Raw genomic sequence first — 14,517 nt, forward strand, 5'->3', positions numbered from 1 at the left:
CCGGTCAGAGCTGGTGCTCCGCGTCGTGGCAGGTGAGACAGGTCAGACGGCGGGCCGACCGGTCGAGCGTGCTCAGGCCCATGCCCTCGGTGCGGTGTACGTCCTGGGCGTCGGCCTTGGTGTGCTCGGGGCAGACGGCCGCACCGCAGTGGCAGCAGACGGCGACGGCGGGGGTGGTGATGCTCAGCAGATGGCAGTCGTAGCAGTTCATGGCTTCCTCGGCTCGGGGCGATGCGGGTGGCGCAGCCGGGGGCCGGGGCGGCACTGTGCACGCTAGTCCTTCGCCCCGGGCTTGCCCAGCTCTCGCGGGCCAGGGAACTGCGAAGGCCCGGTGCCCCCGCACGACGGCGTGTGCGGGGGCACCGGGCCCGTTGGGCGCAGGGGTCAGCGGCCGCTCACGGCGGGCAGCTCACCGCACGCGCCGCCCGCGCACTTGCCGAGCCAGTCGGTGAAGTCCGCGTCGTAGCGGGTGCCGATGGTGTCGCGCAGGAAGGTGTGCGCCGCCTCGTAGTCGCCCGAGCGGTAGTGGCCGAGGAGGGTGGCCACGTCGTCCGGGTGCGACTGGAGCAGGTAGCGGACGCCCAGGTAGCCCCACTGGTAGATGCGGGTGGTGTCGGAGTTCTCGTAGGTGTTCTCGAAGAGCTGGCTGAGCTTGTACGTGTTGCGGCCGGCCTCCTCGATCGCCCGGTCGTAGGTCTCGCCCCGGTACGCGTACGAGATGTACTCGGCGAAGCCCTCGACCCACATCACGGTCGGGGTGGTCTGCCCGGCGGCGAAGTCGCCGTGCATGTTGTAGCGGCCGTCGAGGTAGTGCGTGTACTCGTGGTTGAGGTTCCAGATCTGGAACGAGCCGTCGGACGCGGGCTGTTCGTAGGCGATGAAGCGGGGCTGGTTGCCCTCGGCGGCCGGGTCGCCCTCCAGGTACATGCCGCCGTTGTTGGTGTCGATGCCGAAGACGACACCCGCGTACGTCCGGTAGTCGTCGCCGGAGTCGAAGGCGACGATCTCGATGTTGGTGTTCTTGTCGTCCTCGACCGGGCCCGGGTCCTTGGCGACGTTGTGGAAGAACTGGTCCTGGTTGAGGACGCTGGTGCAGGTGGCGGCCAGTTCGGCCTGGGTCAGCTGCTGGCCGAGGATCTTGGCGCTGGGGCCGCACGAGTGCTTGACCGGCAGGACCGCGTCACGGACCCGGTCCTGGAGGTCGCAGGTGCCGTACTCGGCGCAGTTCGCCTTGTCGAACGCGTCCGCCATCTCGGCGAGGCCGACCCACAGCGGTGCGGTGCGGCCGGTGATCTGACTGCGGGAGAGCAGCTCCTTGACCAACGGCTTCACGGTGTCCCTGAGTTCGGCGTGCCGCAGGAAGCGGCCGAGCTCGCGGCCGGCGTTGCTGGTCAGGTAGGACCGGTCGGTGCCGAGCAGGTCGTCGTGGGCCACGGCGAAGTCGCGCAGACCGGTCAGGACGCTCGGGTCGGCCTTGACGGCCGCCGCGAAGTCCGGGAGCTGGTGGCCGCGGAAGAGCACCGTGTACGTGTTGTTGACGGCCGCGACCATGCCGTAGAACGCGTCGTACGAGGAGTTGTAGTCCTTCAGCAGGCGCTTGACGACGTTGAGGAAGCGGATGTTCTCGCCGGAGCTGTCGATGAGGATGACCGCTTCGGAGAGGGTGTCGCCGTTGGCCTCGGTGACGTCGAAGGCATGGGCGGAGCCGAAGAAGGCGTCCAGGGCGCTCTGGATCGCGCTCTTCAGCGCCGGACCGTACTCGCCCACGTTGTCGGGCTCGCCCCACTGGACGTAGTAGCCGGCGCGCAGGTAGAGGACCAGCTGGGCGGCCGAAGTGCTGTTGTCCCCGGGGTAGTTGGCGGAGACGTCGCGCAGTGCGTTCGCCACCGTGACCATCTGCTCCTCGCGGAACAGGGCTCTGGCGTCCGCACCGCGCACGCTGAACAGCGTGTTGACGCAGGTGGTTTCGGACTGCTTGATCTGGTCGACGAGCGCGGCGCCGGTCTTCGAGGTGAAGTCGCCGACGTTGCACTCCGCGGCGGGTACGGCCGCCGCGAGGGCCTCCTTGCGTTCCTTGGCGGTCTGGGTCGCGGGCCGCGGCGCCCGCTGGGCGGAACGCGCCTCCTTCGCCAGCCCGCGCGCGGGAGTCGCGGCGTGTCCGGGGGCGAGGTCGGCGGCGAGCACGGTGGCCGTTGCGGGCAGCGGAGCGGTCGCGGCCCTCGGCACCGGCTTGCGGGCGTCGAGGGGAGCCGGTGCCGCCGTACTGACGGGGGCGAGCAGGCTCAGCCCGAGGCCGGCGGCGGCCACGGTGGGTATGAGCAGGCGGGAGATCTTGCGGGACGTGGGGGGTCTGCGCATGGGAAAGGGGCCTCCAGGCCGGTCGGCAGGCGTGCGTGGGGCACGGCCGCGTGGGGGGACTGACCGCAACTGACCTGATGAGACAGGGCAGTTGAGCACGTGCGGGGCTGTCATGGCCCTGCAAAGTGTGACCGTACAATTTCACAGTTCACATGCCAGTGGTAGAGGGATGCGAGCAACAGATGAAATTGATGTGGCATCAGGGGTGTTCTGGAGGGCGTGAGTTGGGGCCCGTGAGTTGGGGCCCGTGAGTTTCCGGGCGCGGAGTCAGTGCTGGTCGGTCGCGCCGTGCGCGTCGTCGTGGGCGTCCGGCTGCGCGGTGTCGTCCGCAGCGGCTGTGTCCCCGGCGGTGCCCGCCTCGACGGTGAAGGCCGCCGTGCGGACCTTGCCCTCGTGCCGGAAGTCCAGGAAGAGGCGGTACGTCCCCTGGCTCGGGGCGGTCGCGCTGAAGGTCACCGCCGGGCCCGGGCGGGTGGTGCCGTCGCCGGGGGTGCCGTGCGGGTGCACGTGGAGGTAGGCGAGGTCGCCGGAGCGCAGGGCGACGAGGTGGCCGTACGCGCCGAGGTACGGCTGGAGGTCGGTGACCGGCCGGGAGTTCTTGGCGACCTTCAGGGTGAGCGGCGTGCTCTTGCCCGGCTTGAGGGCACCGGTGAGGGTGACCTGGTAGCCGTCCACCGTCGCCGTGCGGGAGGGGGTGGGCAAGGGGTTCGGTGTGTACGCGCCGGAGACGGCCAGGTCCGCGCCGAGGGTGAGGGCCTTCGCCCCCTTCTTCGCGGGCTTGAAGTCGGCGAAGGCCCGGTAGCCGCCCGCCGCCGGCAGGTCGGCGGTGGTCGACCAGGTGCCGTCGGCGGCGCGCGTCGGGTGCAGGTGGCGGAAGACCGTCAGGTCGCGCGAGGCGACGATGAAGTGGAGTTCCTTCTCGTGCTCGCGCTCGTACGCGGTGACCTTGCGGCCCTGCGCGTCCTTGATGGAGAAGCGGAGCGCCGTGCGCTCGCCGGGGGAGACCCGGGGCGTCTCCAGCGCGAGGGTGTACCCGGCCTCGGAGATCTGGAGGCCGCCCGCGGGGGAGGTGGCCTGCTTGCCGCCGGGACCTGGCTCCTTGTGCTGCTCGGCGGCATGGGCGGGCTTCGGCTCCTCGCCGAGCGGGCCGACGCCCTTGCCGATGCCGTAGGCCGCGCCGAACGTCGCGGCGACAGCCGCACCGTACGCGGTGATCCTCAGGCCTGTGTTCATGGCGATCTCCTCGGAAATGGGGGGTGCGGAGCGTGTGCTCGTGGCACTCACCATACCCCTGGGGGGTATCCAGTCAAGAGGGATCGGGAAGGCGGGGGAGGGCTTCAGGATTGCTTTGGGATCTCATAAGTCGGCCTTATGGGGTCATAGATCGGACCCGGCTACTGACTTAGGTTTGCCTTAGTTTAGGCTTCGGGGTGATCCAGTTCTCCGCAGCCGGCCACCAGCTCGCCGCAGCCGGTCGCAGCTGGATTCCGCTTGTCGTTCCTCGAAGGGAAACTGATCATGCCTCGCCCCCTGCGGGTAGCAATTGTCGGAGCCGGCCCCGCCGGGATCTACGCCGCCGACGCGCTGCTGAAATCCGCCGTGGCGGTCGAACCCGGTGTGTCCATCGACCTCTTCGAGCGGATGCCGGCCCCCTTCGGCCTGATCCGGTACGGCGTCGCCCCCGACCACCCGCGCATCAAGGGCATCATCACCGCCCTGCACCAGGTGCTCGACAAGCCGCAGGTGCGGCTGTTCGGCAACGTCGACTACCCGGGCGACATCAGCCTGGACGACCTGCGGTCCTTCTACGACGCGGTGATCTTCTCCACCGGCGCGACCGCCGACCGTGCCCTCGACATCAAGGGCATCGACCTGGACGGCTCGTACGGAGCCGCCGACTTCGTGTCCTGGTACGACGGCCACCCCGACGTCCCGCGCACCTGGCCGCTGGAGGCCGAGAAGGTCGCCGTGCTCGGTGTCGGCAACGTGGCGCTCGACGTCGCGCGCATATTGGCGAAGACCGCCGAGGAACTGCTGCCGACCGAGATCCCGCCGAACGTCCACGAGGGCCTCAAGGCCAACAAGGCTCTCGAGGTGCACGTCTTCGGGCGCCGTGGCCCGGCCCAGGCCAAGTTCAGCCCCATGGAGCTGCGCGAGCTCGACCACTCGCCGAACATCGAGGTCATCGTCGACCCCGAGGACATCGACTACGACGAGGGCTCCATCGCCACCCGGCGCGGCAACAAGCAGGCCGACATGGTCGCCAAGACCCTGGAGAACTGGGCGATCCGCGACATCGGCGACCGCCCGCACAAGCTGTTCCTCCACTTCTTCGAGAACCCGGCCGAGATCCTCGGCGAGGACGGCAAGGTCGTCGGCCTGCGCACCGAGCGCACGGAGCTGGACGGCACGGGCAACGTCAAGGGCACCGGAAAGTTCAAGGACTGGGAGCTCGGCGCCGTGTACCGCGCGGTCGGCTACCTCTCGGACGAGCTGCCGAAGCTGCCGTGGGACGTCGCGTCGGGGACGGTTCCGGACGCGGGCGGCCGCGTGATCGAGGAGTCCGGGGAGCACCTCCAGTCGACGTACGTCACCGGGTGGATCCGGCGCGGTCCGGTCGGCCTCATCGGCCACACCAAGGGCGACGCGAACGAGACGGTCGCGAACCTGCTGGAGGACTTCGCGGGCGGGCGGCTGCACGAGCCGGCTGCGCCGGAGGCGGAGGCGGTCGAGGCGTTCCTCGGGGAGCGGGGGGTTCGCTTCACGACGTGGGAGGGCTGGTACAAGCTCGACGCGGCGGAGAAGGCGCTGGGGGCGCTGGAGGGGCGTGAGCGGGTGAAGTACGTCGAGCGGGAGGACATGCTGCGGGAGAGCGGGGCGTAGGTCCCGGCCCGACGCGAGGGGCCCGGCGCATTCCCGCGCCGGGCCCCTCACTTGTACGCCCGCGACACCGGGCGCCGACGTCGTCCCCTCTCCCCTTCCCCTTTTCCCCAGCCCCCTTGGGCGGCGGGGCCGCCCCCCGGGGGCGGGACGGGCGGGCAAGGGGGGCGGCCCCTCTCGCTCCGGGCCCGCCCCGGTACCGGCCCCTGCCCGCACCTTGCACGCCGGGTGCGCGCGGCCCCGGGGCCCTCGGGGCGCCTCCCGGTGCCGGGTAGGCGAGGCCCCGGCCCGCTGGGCCAAGGAGGCCCCAGCCCCGCCCCTTCACCTAAAGCGCTCGGCCGCGCGGCTGGGTGGGTGGCTGGTCGCGCAGTTCCCCGCGCCCCTGAAGGGGCACGGCAGGAGCGCGCCCGGCGCAGGACGTCGCGCCCGCGCGGCGGAGCCGTACAGCGGCCCCCCCGGCGGCAGCCGCACAGCGGTACAGCCCCGCGCCCCTGGAGGGGCACCGCACACCGCTGTGCCCGGGGCCCGTCACCTCGGGTCCCGGGCACAGCCAGGGGGAGTGGAGCCGGCCCGCGGAGGGTCAGCGGGCGATGCGGATCCGGTGCGCCTGGTCCTGCCGCTCCGCACCCACCGCGGACTTGTCCACGACGTACGCCGTGCCCCGCGTCACCGTGATGTGGTTCGGGTTGGCGCCCGTGGCGAGGGTTTCCACGACGGTGCCCCGACGGGGGTCGACCACGGTGACGTTGCCCGCGCCGCGGTTCGCGACCAGGACCTTGCCCGTGCGCGCGTCGGCCGCGACCGAGAGCGCGCCCGCGCCGGTCGGGACGGTCTTGGACACCGCACCCTTGCGGAGGTCGACGACCGAGAGCGTGCCCGCCGCCTGGTCGGCCGTGTAGGCCGTGCGGCCGTCGGCGGAGAGGGCCACGGAGATCGGGCCGTCACCGGTCGGGATCAGGCGCGGCTCCTTGGCGTACGGGGAGACCTCGACGATCCGGTCGCCGCCCAGGTCGGCCGCGTACACCGTGCCCGTGCGCTCGTTCACGGCGAGCCCGGTCGGCTGACTGCCTGTCACCGTGACGCGCTTCTTCTCCTTGAAGGTGCGCGAGTCGAAGGCGACCAGCGTGCCGTCGCCGAAGCCGCTCGCCCACACCGTGTCGCGGCGCTCGTCGACGACGATCTCGCGGGCGTGCGCCACGTTCGGCAGGCTCGCCAGGTGCTTGCCGTCGCGCTGGCTGTAGACGGAGACCGAGTTGTTGCGGGTGTTGGTGGTCCAGACGGTGTTGTGCTCGTCGTCCACCGCGACACCGTAGACGGCCTCGACGGCACCGGTGGCCGGGTCGGTGACCGGCGGGGTGTACGTCGCCTTCACCGCCAGCGAGCGCGGATCGACCTTCAGCAGCGAGGACTTGGTGACCGGCGGGCGGCCCACGGCGGCGGTCGCCCACAGCACGTGGTTCCGCTCCGAGTACGCGGACTGGTAGAGGCCGGCGGTGAGCTGGGCGGAGGTCACCGTCGAACCGGCGGCCGGTTTGCCCTGCGCGGTGGCCGTGCCCGTCAGGGCGAGGGAGCTGCCCGCGGCGAGGGCGACGGCGGTGGCGGCGGTGCGACGGAAGCGGCGGGTGATGGTGGACATGCCGAGTCGATCTCCGATACGTCAGGTGCCTCCTGGTGGGAGGCGGACAGGAGTTAACTTAGCTTAGGCTTGCCTAAGTAGGGACCGGTGGAGGGTGTGGCTCCGGTCACATCACCCCGCAAGTCGCAGGCGCAACAGGGATGTTGGCTTGATTTCGACGTACGAAAGGCGGCCCTTCCCCCGACACCGCAGTCGGGGGAAGGGCCGCCAGGGAGGAGTGGGCTCACCTCAGGAGCGAGGTCACTCCTGGAGCAGGATCAGCTCACCTGCACCGTCACGTCGTCCACGACGAACGACGTCTGGAGCGACTGGTCCTCGGTGCCGTTGAACTTCAGCGCCACCGTCTGTCCGGCGAACTGCGCCAGGTCGACCGTCTTCTCCACGTAGCCGGTGTTGGCGTCCACGTTGGAGAAGGACTGGAGCGTCTGGTTGCCGACGGAGACGGTGAACTTGTCGTACGCCACGTTCTCGTTCTCGTCCGTGTCGATGTGGAGGAAGTACGAGAGCTTGTACGAGGCGCAGCCGCTCGGGATTGTCAGCGTCTGGGCCGCGTTGTCGGTGCGCGGGGTGCCCCAGCCGTTGAGCCACGCCTTGTAGGTGCCGCCGTGCGGGGGCTGGCCCGCCTGGGTGGTGATGACACCGCTGGTGGTGGTCCAGCCGGTCTGGCCGCTCTCGAAGCCGCCGTTGGTGACCAGCTGGCGCGGGGTGCAGCCGGTGCCGCCGCCCACGGTCAGCGTGTAGCTGGTGCTGTGGGTGGTGGTGCCCGTACCGGTGATGTTCAGCGTGTACGTACCGGCGGCGGTGTTCGCGCCGACCGCCACGTTCAGCGTCGCGTTGCTGCCGGACTGCACCGAGGTCGGGCTGACGGTCGCCGTCACGCCGGACGGCGCGCCCGAGACGGTCAGGGCCACCTGCTGCGGGTCGCCGCTCACGGTCTGGGTGGTGACCGTGGCGGTGGTGCTCCCGCCCGGGTTGGCGCTGCCCGCTGCCGGGTTGACGCCGACCGAGAAGTCCCGCGACGGCGTACCGGTGCCGACCGAGGTCTTCCAGATGCCGTACGCGACGCCGTCGGCGCTGCGGTCCAGGACCGTGGCGTTGATGTTGTTCACGGTGTCGCAGGCGCTGTGGTAGCAGGAGTCGTACGCGGCGTTCGCCGTGCCGCCCCACTTCTGCGCCTGTGCGGCGGTCTTGCGGGCGCTCGCCCCGGCCGCGTAGCCGGAGGTCGGGATGCCGGCCGCCTGGAAGGAGGCGTCGTCACTGCGGCCCTGGCCCTCGACGTTCTCCTCGGGGGCGAGGTTGAGGGAGGCCCAGTAGGCCTTCAGGGGAGCGGCGGTGGTGGAGTTGACGTTGTTGATGAAGTAGCCGGCGTTGGTGGAGCCGACCATGTCGAAGTTGTAGTAGCCCTTGATGGCCGCGCGCTGGGCGGTGGTCAGCCGGTTGACGTAGAACTTCGAGCCGTTGAGGCCCTGCTCCTCGTCCGTCCACCAGGCGAAGCGCACGTGCTTGGTCATCGTCGGGTTCTTCTGGGCGAGGACCAGCGCGTTCTCCAGGAGCGTCGCGGAGCCGGAGGCGTTGTCGTTGATGCCCGGGCCCGCCGAGACGCCGTCCAGGTGCGCGCCGAACATGATCGTCTGGTCCTCGGGTCCGCCCGGCCAGTCGGCGATCAGGTTGTTCGAGGGGTACGTGCAGCTGGTGCACGCCTGCTCGGAGACCTGGTAACCGGCGGCCGTGAGCTTGCCCTTCACGTACGCCAGCGACTGCGTGTAACCGGCGCTGCCCGCACGGCGGTTGCCGCCGTTCTGCGAGGCGATCGTGCCGAACTGGGCGAGGTGCGCGCGGACGTTGTCGACGCTGATGTTCGGCGGGTCGGTGGGCGGCACGGTGCCGCCCACGTTGAGCACGTAGTCGACCGTGTGGGAGAGCGCGGTGCCCTGGCCCTTGACGCCGATCGTGGTCGAGCCGGGTGCCGCGTTCGCGGTGGCGGTCAGGGTCAGTACGGAGGACTGGCCGGACTGCACGGTCGCCGGGTTGAAGGAGGCGGAGACCCCGGCGGGCAGGTTGCTCGCGGTCAGGGCCACCTGCTGGGCGTTGCCCGTGGTGGTGTTGGTGGTGACGGTGGTGGAGACCGAAGAGCCCTGCTGGACGGTGCCCGACGTGGGGTTCAGCGCCAGCGAGAAGTCGTCCTGGTTGTTCGGCACGCAGGTCGGGTCACCGGGCTGCGCGCCCACGCTGATCGCGTCCCAGGCGGCCTTGGTCTTGTTGAACAGGTTGCAGGTCGCCAGGTCCAGGTTCTTCGCCGAAGTCAGCGTCGCCGTACGGTACTTCTTATACGACATGCTGCTGGTCTTCAGCAGCATCCCCCCGTAGAAGATCTTTCCGGCGTTCTGGATGCCGACGCCGGTCAGCGTCGACTGGTTGCAGGTGCTCGAATTCGGCTTGCCGCCACCGGGGTTGGTGCCCTCGGACAGCAGGTAGAACCAGTGGTTCATCGGGCCCGCGGCGGCGTGCGTCTCGGTGCCGGGGATCGAGGAGCTGTAACAGGACGGGTCGTTGTTCACGGCCGACGGGTTGTACATGTTGCGGATCGGCCCGCGCCCCTGGAGGTTGATCATCTCGCCGACGGTGAAGTCGGGGACGTCGTAGGGGGCCGGCTGGTTCATGTACGCCTCGGTCAGCGCACCGAAGATGTCGCCGGTCGCCTCGCCGAGCCCGGACTCCTGGCCGCTGGTGCCGCCGGGGGTGTTGGAGTCGATGGCGTGCCCGTACTCGTGGGCGACGACATCGGCGCCGGCTATCCACTCGTTGGCGCTGTTGTGGCCGATGGTGACGGAGCTGCCGTCCCAGTACGCGTTGAGGTCGTTCAGCCCGACCTTGCCGGGGAAGCTGCGGCCCTGCCCGTTGACGCCGTTGCGGCCGAGCCACTGGGAGAGCATGTTCCACTGCTGCTGCGCGCCGTACATCAGGTCGACGCAGCCGGTCTCCTTGGACGTGGGGTTGCCGTTGCCCCAGCTGTCCGTCGACTTCGAGAAGACCTGGCCGCCGCTGTAGTCGGCGCAGCTGAGGCCGGGGCGGTTCGGGTCGCGCAGGGTGTAGGTGCCGTTGGTGTTGGTGGTGTCGATCTGGATCGGGCTCGGGCCGTTCCACTTGCTGTTCCCGGTGCCCGCGACGACCTCGTCGTAGCTGTCGACGACCTTGCCGGTGCGCGCGTCCACGAAGACGTGCAGCTTGCTCGGCGCCTTCGCCTGACGACCGATCAGAGTCGTTTCCCAGGCGAGGACCTGCTTGCCGTCCTTGACCTTGACGACCAGGCGGCTGCCGCTCACCTTGTCGGTCTTCACCTGCTTGGTGCGCGCGACGGTCTCGGCGCGCTTGGCGGTGACCGAGGGCTGGATCGACACGTCGATACGGGTCTGTGAGGCCGACTGGAGGGAGCGTACGTTCCCCTCGCCGTCGGCGAGCACGACCGCGTCGCCGCCGACCACCGGAAGGCCCCGGTATCTTCGCTCGTACGCCACCGAGTACAGGCCCTTCACCCAGGGCGTGACCTGCTGTCTCTCATACGTCTCCGAGGCGGCGTTGACGGCGGCGTCGAAGCCGCTCTTCACCGCCGCGTCGGCCGCGGCGATCGCACGCGCCGCGGGGGTACTGCCTGCCTGGGGTCCGGGCGGGGGCTTGACGTCGGCCGCCGCGGTGCTCGCGAGCGTGCTCACGAGTCCCGTGGTCAGCGCGAGCGCCGCCACCGTCGCCGTCCATCTGCTGGGTCGCAACGTCCACTCCGTTCGTGGGTGGGGGTGGGAGAGCTGTTCGTTGCCGTACGTGTGCGGGCGAGGGCGCCGAGGGGCGTCGCACCCGTAGTTGTGAGCGCCGCCTTACCCGTACGTCACACGTGCTTCACACGTACGTCGCGAGTATGGGCGTGGACATGACGACATGGGTCATCCCGGAAGGGCATACGACGCGTGTTATGGGCCCGGAGCAGTGGTGCTCGCGGGGCCCAATTCCGTTCTGTCCCTTGACAGTTGCACGACAGCGGATCGACCATCTGAAGCGTCTTAACTAAAGACGCCTTAGAAACCCCGGGGCGTCCCCCGATCCGACCGAAGGCGGTCCGGCACCGTGCAGGAGAGCAGCCGTCAGAGGGGCCTGTTCCAGGTCTCGTCGGCCCGCCGCAGACCCCCGGCCCGCACCAAGGCCCGCACCCAGGACAGCCGGGTGCACAACCGCTCGTACGTCCTGGCCACGCTCTACCGCGAGGGCGCCATGAGCCGCTCCGACCTGGCCAGGGCCTCCGGTCTCACCGCCCCCACCGTCTCCGCGCTCGTCGCCGAACTCCAGGCGGACGGACTGGTCGTGGACATCGGACCCCGCAAGGACGCCCGCCTGGGCAAGCCCGCCACGCTCGTGAGGATCGACGACGACGCGGTGGGTATCGTCGCCCTCGACCTCTCGCACAGCGACCGCTTCACCGGCGCCGTCCTCGATCTGCGCGGCGAGGTCGTCGTCCGGGCCGAGGTGCCGCTGGGCGGCGCGTTCGGTGCACAGGCGGCCGAAACCGTGCTCGAACTCGCCCAGCAGCTCGTGGAGTTGTCGCCGCGCCGGGTCCTCGGCATCGGTGTGGGCTCGCCCGGCATCATCGACGACACCGGAGTCGTACGGCATGCCGCGCACCTGGAGTGGGAGGACCTGCCCCTGGCCGAGCGGCTCGCCGCCACCACCGGCGTGCCCGCCTACGTCGGCAACGACGTCAACGTCGACGCCCTCGCCGTCCTGCACTTCCGGCGCACCCAGGTGCAGAACCTCATGGTCGTCGCGACCGCGCACGGCGTCGGCGCGGGCCTGGTCGTCGGCGGCCGGCTGGTCGAGGGCGAGCAGTTCGCCGCCGGCGAGATCGGGCACGTCACCGTCGACGAGGACGGCGAGCCCTGCGTGTGCGGGCGGCGCGGCTGCCTCGATCAGCTCATCGACGCGACCCGTCTGCGGGCCCGCCTCGCCCGCGCGCCCGAGGCCGAACGCCCCGGCATCGCGTCGGCCGCCGGGCGCGCGCTCGGCACCGTACTCGCCCCGATCATCAGCGTCCTCAACCTCAACGAGGTCGTCCTCACCGGCCCCGCCGACCTCGTCGAGGGCCGCTTCCTGGATGCGGTCACCGCGACCGCCCGCGCCCGAACCCTCGCCCCCATCAGTGCGTCCTTGCAGGTCAGGGCGCTCGCGGGGGACGTCGATCTGACCCTGGTGGGCGCCTCCTGCCTCGTGCTCGCAGGCGAACTCGGGGTGCTCTGAGCGGGCCCCGGCCCGTGCGCCTCCCCCGTACCGCATCGCACCTTCCGCCCCCCATCCCGTACCGGAGGATCCCCATGCAGCGAAGGCCGCACAGGCAGCACAGACTGGCGAAGTGGAGCAGGGCGGGCCTCGCGCTGCCCATCACGCTCGCCGCCGCCCTCACCACGGGCGCGGCGTCCGGCGCCCCCGCGGCGCAGGCCCCCAAGGCCGCCGCGGGCACCGTCACCATCGGCGGCAAGTGCCTGGACGACGCCGACTTCGGCACCGGCAACGGCAACGTCATCCAGGTCTTCACCTGCAACGGCGCCTCCGCCCAGAAGTGGACCTGGGAGAGCGACGGGCGCGTCACGGTCTACGGCAAGTGCCTTGACGTGACCGGCGGTTCGAACGCCGACGGTGCGCTCGTACAGCTCTACTCCTGTACGTCGGGAGCGCGGCAGCAGAAGTTCAAGTTCCTGCCCGACGGCACGATATACAGCGCCAAGTCCGGCAAGTGCCTTGCCGTGCAAGGCGGTTCGGTCGTCAACAACGCGCGGATCGGGCTCGCCCCCTGCGACCCCGCCCAGCCCACCCAGAAGTGGAACGCGCCCACCGCGCCCGCACCGACGGCGTACAACCTCTCGGCCGGAGCGGCCGTCGAGTACCAGCGCCCCGACGACACCCCCGCCTCCGTCTACACGGACAAGAACGGCAAGTTCTACTACGGCCAGGCGCACGCCCTGTACGCGGCGAACGACCCGCGCAAGTGGAGCTTCTACTCCGGCAAGAACTTCGACGAGTCCGCCCTGGACCCGATCAGCTCCGCCGTGAACCCGGCCAATCCCCTCGACCGCAACGACGACACCACCTGGCGCTGCAACAACAGCCCCACCGGCAAGGAGTCCACCCCCACCCCGAAGCCCTCCGGCTACTCGCAGCCCAACTACTGCGACATCAGCGGCATCTGGGTCGACCCCGACTCCGGCGACTGGTACGGCCTGGTCCACAACGAGTTCACGCCCCGCCCCTTCGGCGACGGCATGCACTACGACGGCATCGACTACGCGGTCTCCAAGGACCAGGGCAAGACCTGGAACATCAAGGACCACGCGATCACCTCGCCGTTCTCCACCAAGCGCGACGACACCGCGGGCTTCCCCAACGAGACGTACCACTACGGCGACGGCGACCAGCGCCTCTTCGTCGACAACGCCTCCGGCTACTTCTACGCCTTCTACGCCTCCCGCGTCCTGAACAAGTCCGGCGGCGGCGCCGTCTGGCTCCAGCACGTGGCCCGCGCACCGATCTCCCAGAAGATGGCCAAGTCCTCCTGGAAGAAGTGGTTCAACGGCGCCTGGCAGAGCCCCGGCACCGGCGGCCAGGAGTCCAACATCATCCCGTCCGAAGGCGTCGGCACCGGCTACACGGCCCCCGACGAGGACTACAAGCCCACCACCAAGGGCAAGGCCCGCGACCAGGTCAAGGCGGGCACCCTGCCCGACCACTCGCAGCTCGCGGTCATGAACGTCGCCTGGAACGCCTACCTCGGCAAGTACATCGGCACCCCGCAGAACAACATCGCGCAGGCCACCGACACCAAGACCCCGCTGCGCTTCTACGCCACCGACGACCTCGCCACCCAGAAGTGGACCGACATCGGAGCCGTCGACAGCCTGCCGAACGCGTCCTGGTACCGGTGGTTCCTCGATTCCAAGTCGCTGACCTCGTCAACGGTGCTGGGCAAGACGTTCCGCTCGTACTGCTCCTTCTACTGCTCGAAGTACGACGGCGAGTACGCGGACGTCACCATCGCCCCGAAGTCCGCCGCCGACCTGCCGCAGGCGCCGGTGAACGCGACCGGCTCGTACCGCATCGCCGCCGGCAACGGCCTCTCGCTCGCCCAGCGCGGGGGCGGGCTCGCCACGACCCCCGCGAACGGCGCGGCGGCCTCGCAGAAGTGGCGCTTCACCAGCACCGGTGACGGCTTCTGGACCATCGCCAACGCCGCCACCGGCCAGGTGCTCGGCGTCGACGGCAGCGGCGACGCGGGCCGTGCCTGGGGTGCGGCGGTGCGCGTCGGGACGAAGGGGGCAACCCCGGAGGTCGCCCAGCAGTGGTCCTTCCAGAAGGTCGTGCAGGCGGGCCCGGTCAGTGGGCCGTCCGTCGCCACCGGGGAGTACCGGCTGGTCAACCGGTACAGCGGCCTGACCCTCAGCCTCAACGGCAAGGGCAAGGACACCGCCGTCACGGCGCCGCAGCGCGGCTGGAACGCGACGGGTGAAGCGGTCGCGGGCGGCGGATCGGCGTCGGCGCAACTGCTGACGTTCGGCCGCTGATGCCGGAAGCGGGCCCTCCCGTCCGACGGGAGGGCCCGCTTCCGCTGC

Annotated in this window: 8 protein-coding genes; 3 read left to right on the top strand and 5 right to left on the bottom strand. The window is 70.4% G+C overall.

Features of this window, described 5'->3' with window-relative positions; genetic code table 11:
- Positions 1-4: 4 nt before the first annotated feature.
- From IE269_RS30085 to IE269_RS30095, 3 genes are all read right to left on the bottom strand, one after another.
- Entirely contained in the window at positions 5-211 is a 207-nt protein-coding gene (locus IE269_RS30085) for a DUF2180 family protein (RefSeq protein ID WP_189826353.1), read from the bottom strand.
- 173 nt (positions 212-384) lie between these two features.
- Positions 385-2,358, bottom strand: coding sequence for a collagenase (locus tag IE269_RS30090; protein ID WP_189826354.1), 1,974 nt, complete (start codon positions 2,356-2,358; stop codon positions 385-387).
- A 267-nt stretch (positions 2,359-2,625) separates the two neighbouring features.
- Complete coding sequence (locus IE269_RS30095; RefSeq protein ID WP_229898362.1) at positions 2,626-3,591, bottom strand: hypothetical protein; 966 nt, start codon at positions 3,589-3,591, stop codon at positions 2,626-2,628.
- Between the two features lie 285 nt (positions 3,592-3,876).
- Between IE269_RS30095 and IE269_RS30100 the strand changes: the two genes are divergently transcribed.
- Positions 3,877-5,241 (top strand): FAD-dependent oxidoreductase, encoded by a 1,365-nt coding sequence (locus IE269_RS30100; protein ID WP_189826355.1) that lies wholly within the window; start codon positions 3,877-3,879, stop codon positions 5,239-5,241.
- A 577-nt stretch (positions 5,242-5,818) separates the two neighbouring features.
- Here the strand turns inward: IE269_RS30100 and IE269_RS30105 are convergent.
- Both IE269_RS30105 and IE269_RS30110 read right to left on the bottom strand, forming a co-directional pair.
- Positions 5,819-6,874, bottom strand: coding sequence for a YncE family protein (locus IE269_RS30105; protein WP_189826356.1), 1,056 nt, complete (start codon positions 6,872-6,874; stop codon positions 5,819-5,821).
- Between the two features lie 257 nt (positions 6,875-7,131).
- The gene (locus tag IE269_RS30110; protein WP_438817646.1) at positions 7,132-10,641 is read right to left on the bottom strand and encodes a M28 family peptidase; all 3,510 of its coding nucleotides are present in this window, start codon (positions 10,639-10,641) and stop codon (positions 7,132-7,134) included.
- Positions 10,642-10,990: 349 nt separating this feature from the next.
- Here IE269_RS30110 and IE269_RS30115 point away from each other — a divergent pair, with 349 nt between their 5' ends.
- The gene (locus IE269_RS30115; RefSeq protein ID WP_189826357.1) at positions 10,991-12,154 is read left to right on the top strand and encodes an ROK family transcriptional regulator; all 1,164 of its coding nucleotides are present in this window, start codon (positions 10,991-10,993) and stop codon (positions 12,152-12,154) included.
- 74 nt (positions 12,155-12,228) lie between these two features.
- Positions 12,229-14,469: a ricin-type beta-trefoil lectin domain protein gene (locus tag IE269_RS30120; RefSeq protein WP_189826358.1), complete on the top strand. Its 2,241-nt coding sequence runs from the start codon at positions 12,229-12,231 to the stop codon at positions 14,467-14,469.
- Positions 14,470-14,517: the final 48 nt, after the last annotated feature.

The organism is Streptomyces spiroverticillatus (genome assembly GCA_014650415.1).
Lineage (GTDB): Bacteria > Actinomycetota > Actinomycetes > Streptomycetales > Streptomycetaceae > Streptomyces > Streptomyces spiroverticillatus.

Excerpts from the sequence above, each read along its gene's own strand:
- IE269_RS30085 (WP_189826353.1), bottom strand. The coding sequence starts at position 211 with ATGAACTGCTACGACTGCCATCTGCTGAGCATCACCACCCCCGCCGTC.
- IE269_RS30120 (WP_189826358.1), top strand. The coding sequence starts at position 12,229 with ATGCAGCGAAGGCCGCACAGGCAGCACAGACTGGCGAAGTGGAGCAGG.
- IE269_RS30095 (WP_229898362.1), bottom strand. The coding sequence starts at position 3,591 with ATGAACACAGGCCTGAGGATCACCGCGTACGGTGCGGCTGTCGCCGCG.
- IE269_RS30090 (WP_189826354.1), bottom strand. The coding sequence starts at position 2,358 with ATGCGCAGACCCCCCACGTCCCGCAAGATCTCCCGCCTGCTCATACCC.
- IE269_RS30105 (WP_189826356.1), bottom strand. The coding sequence starts at position 6,874 with ATGTCCACCATCACCCGCCGCTTCCGTCGCACCGCCGCCACCGCCGTC.
- IE269_RS30100 (WP_189826355.1), top strand. The coding sequence starts at position 3,877 with ATGCCTCGCCCCCTGCGGGTAGCAATTGTCGGAGCCGGCCCCGCCGGG.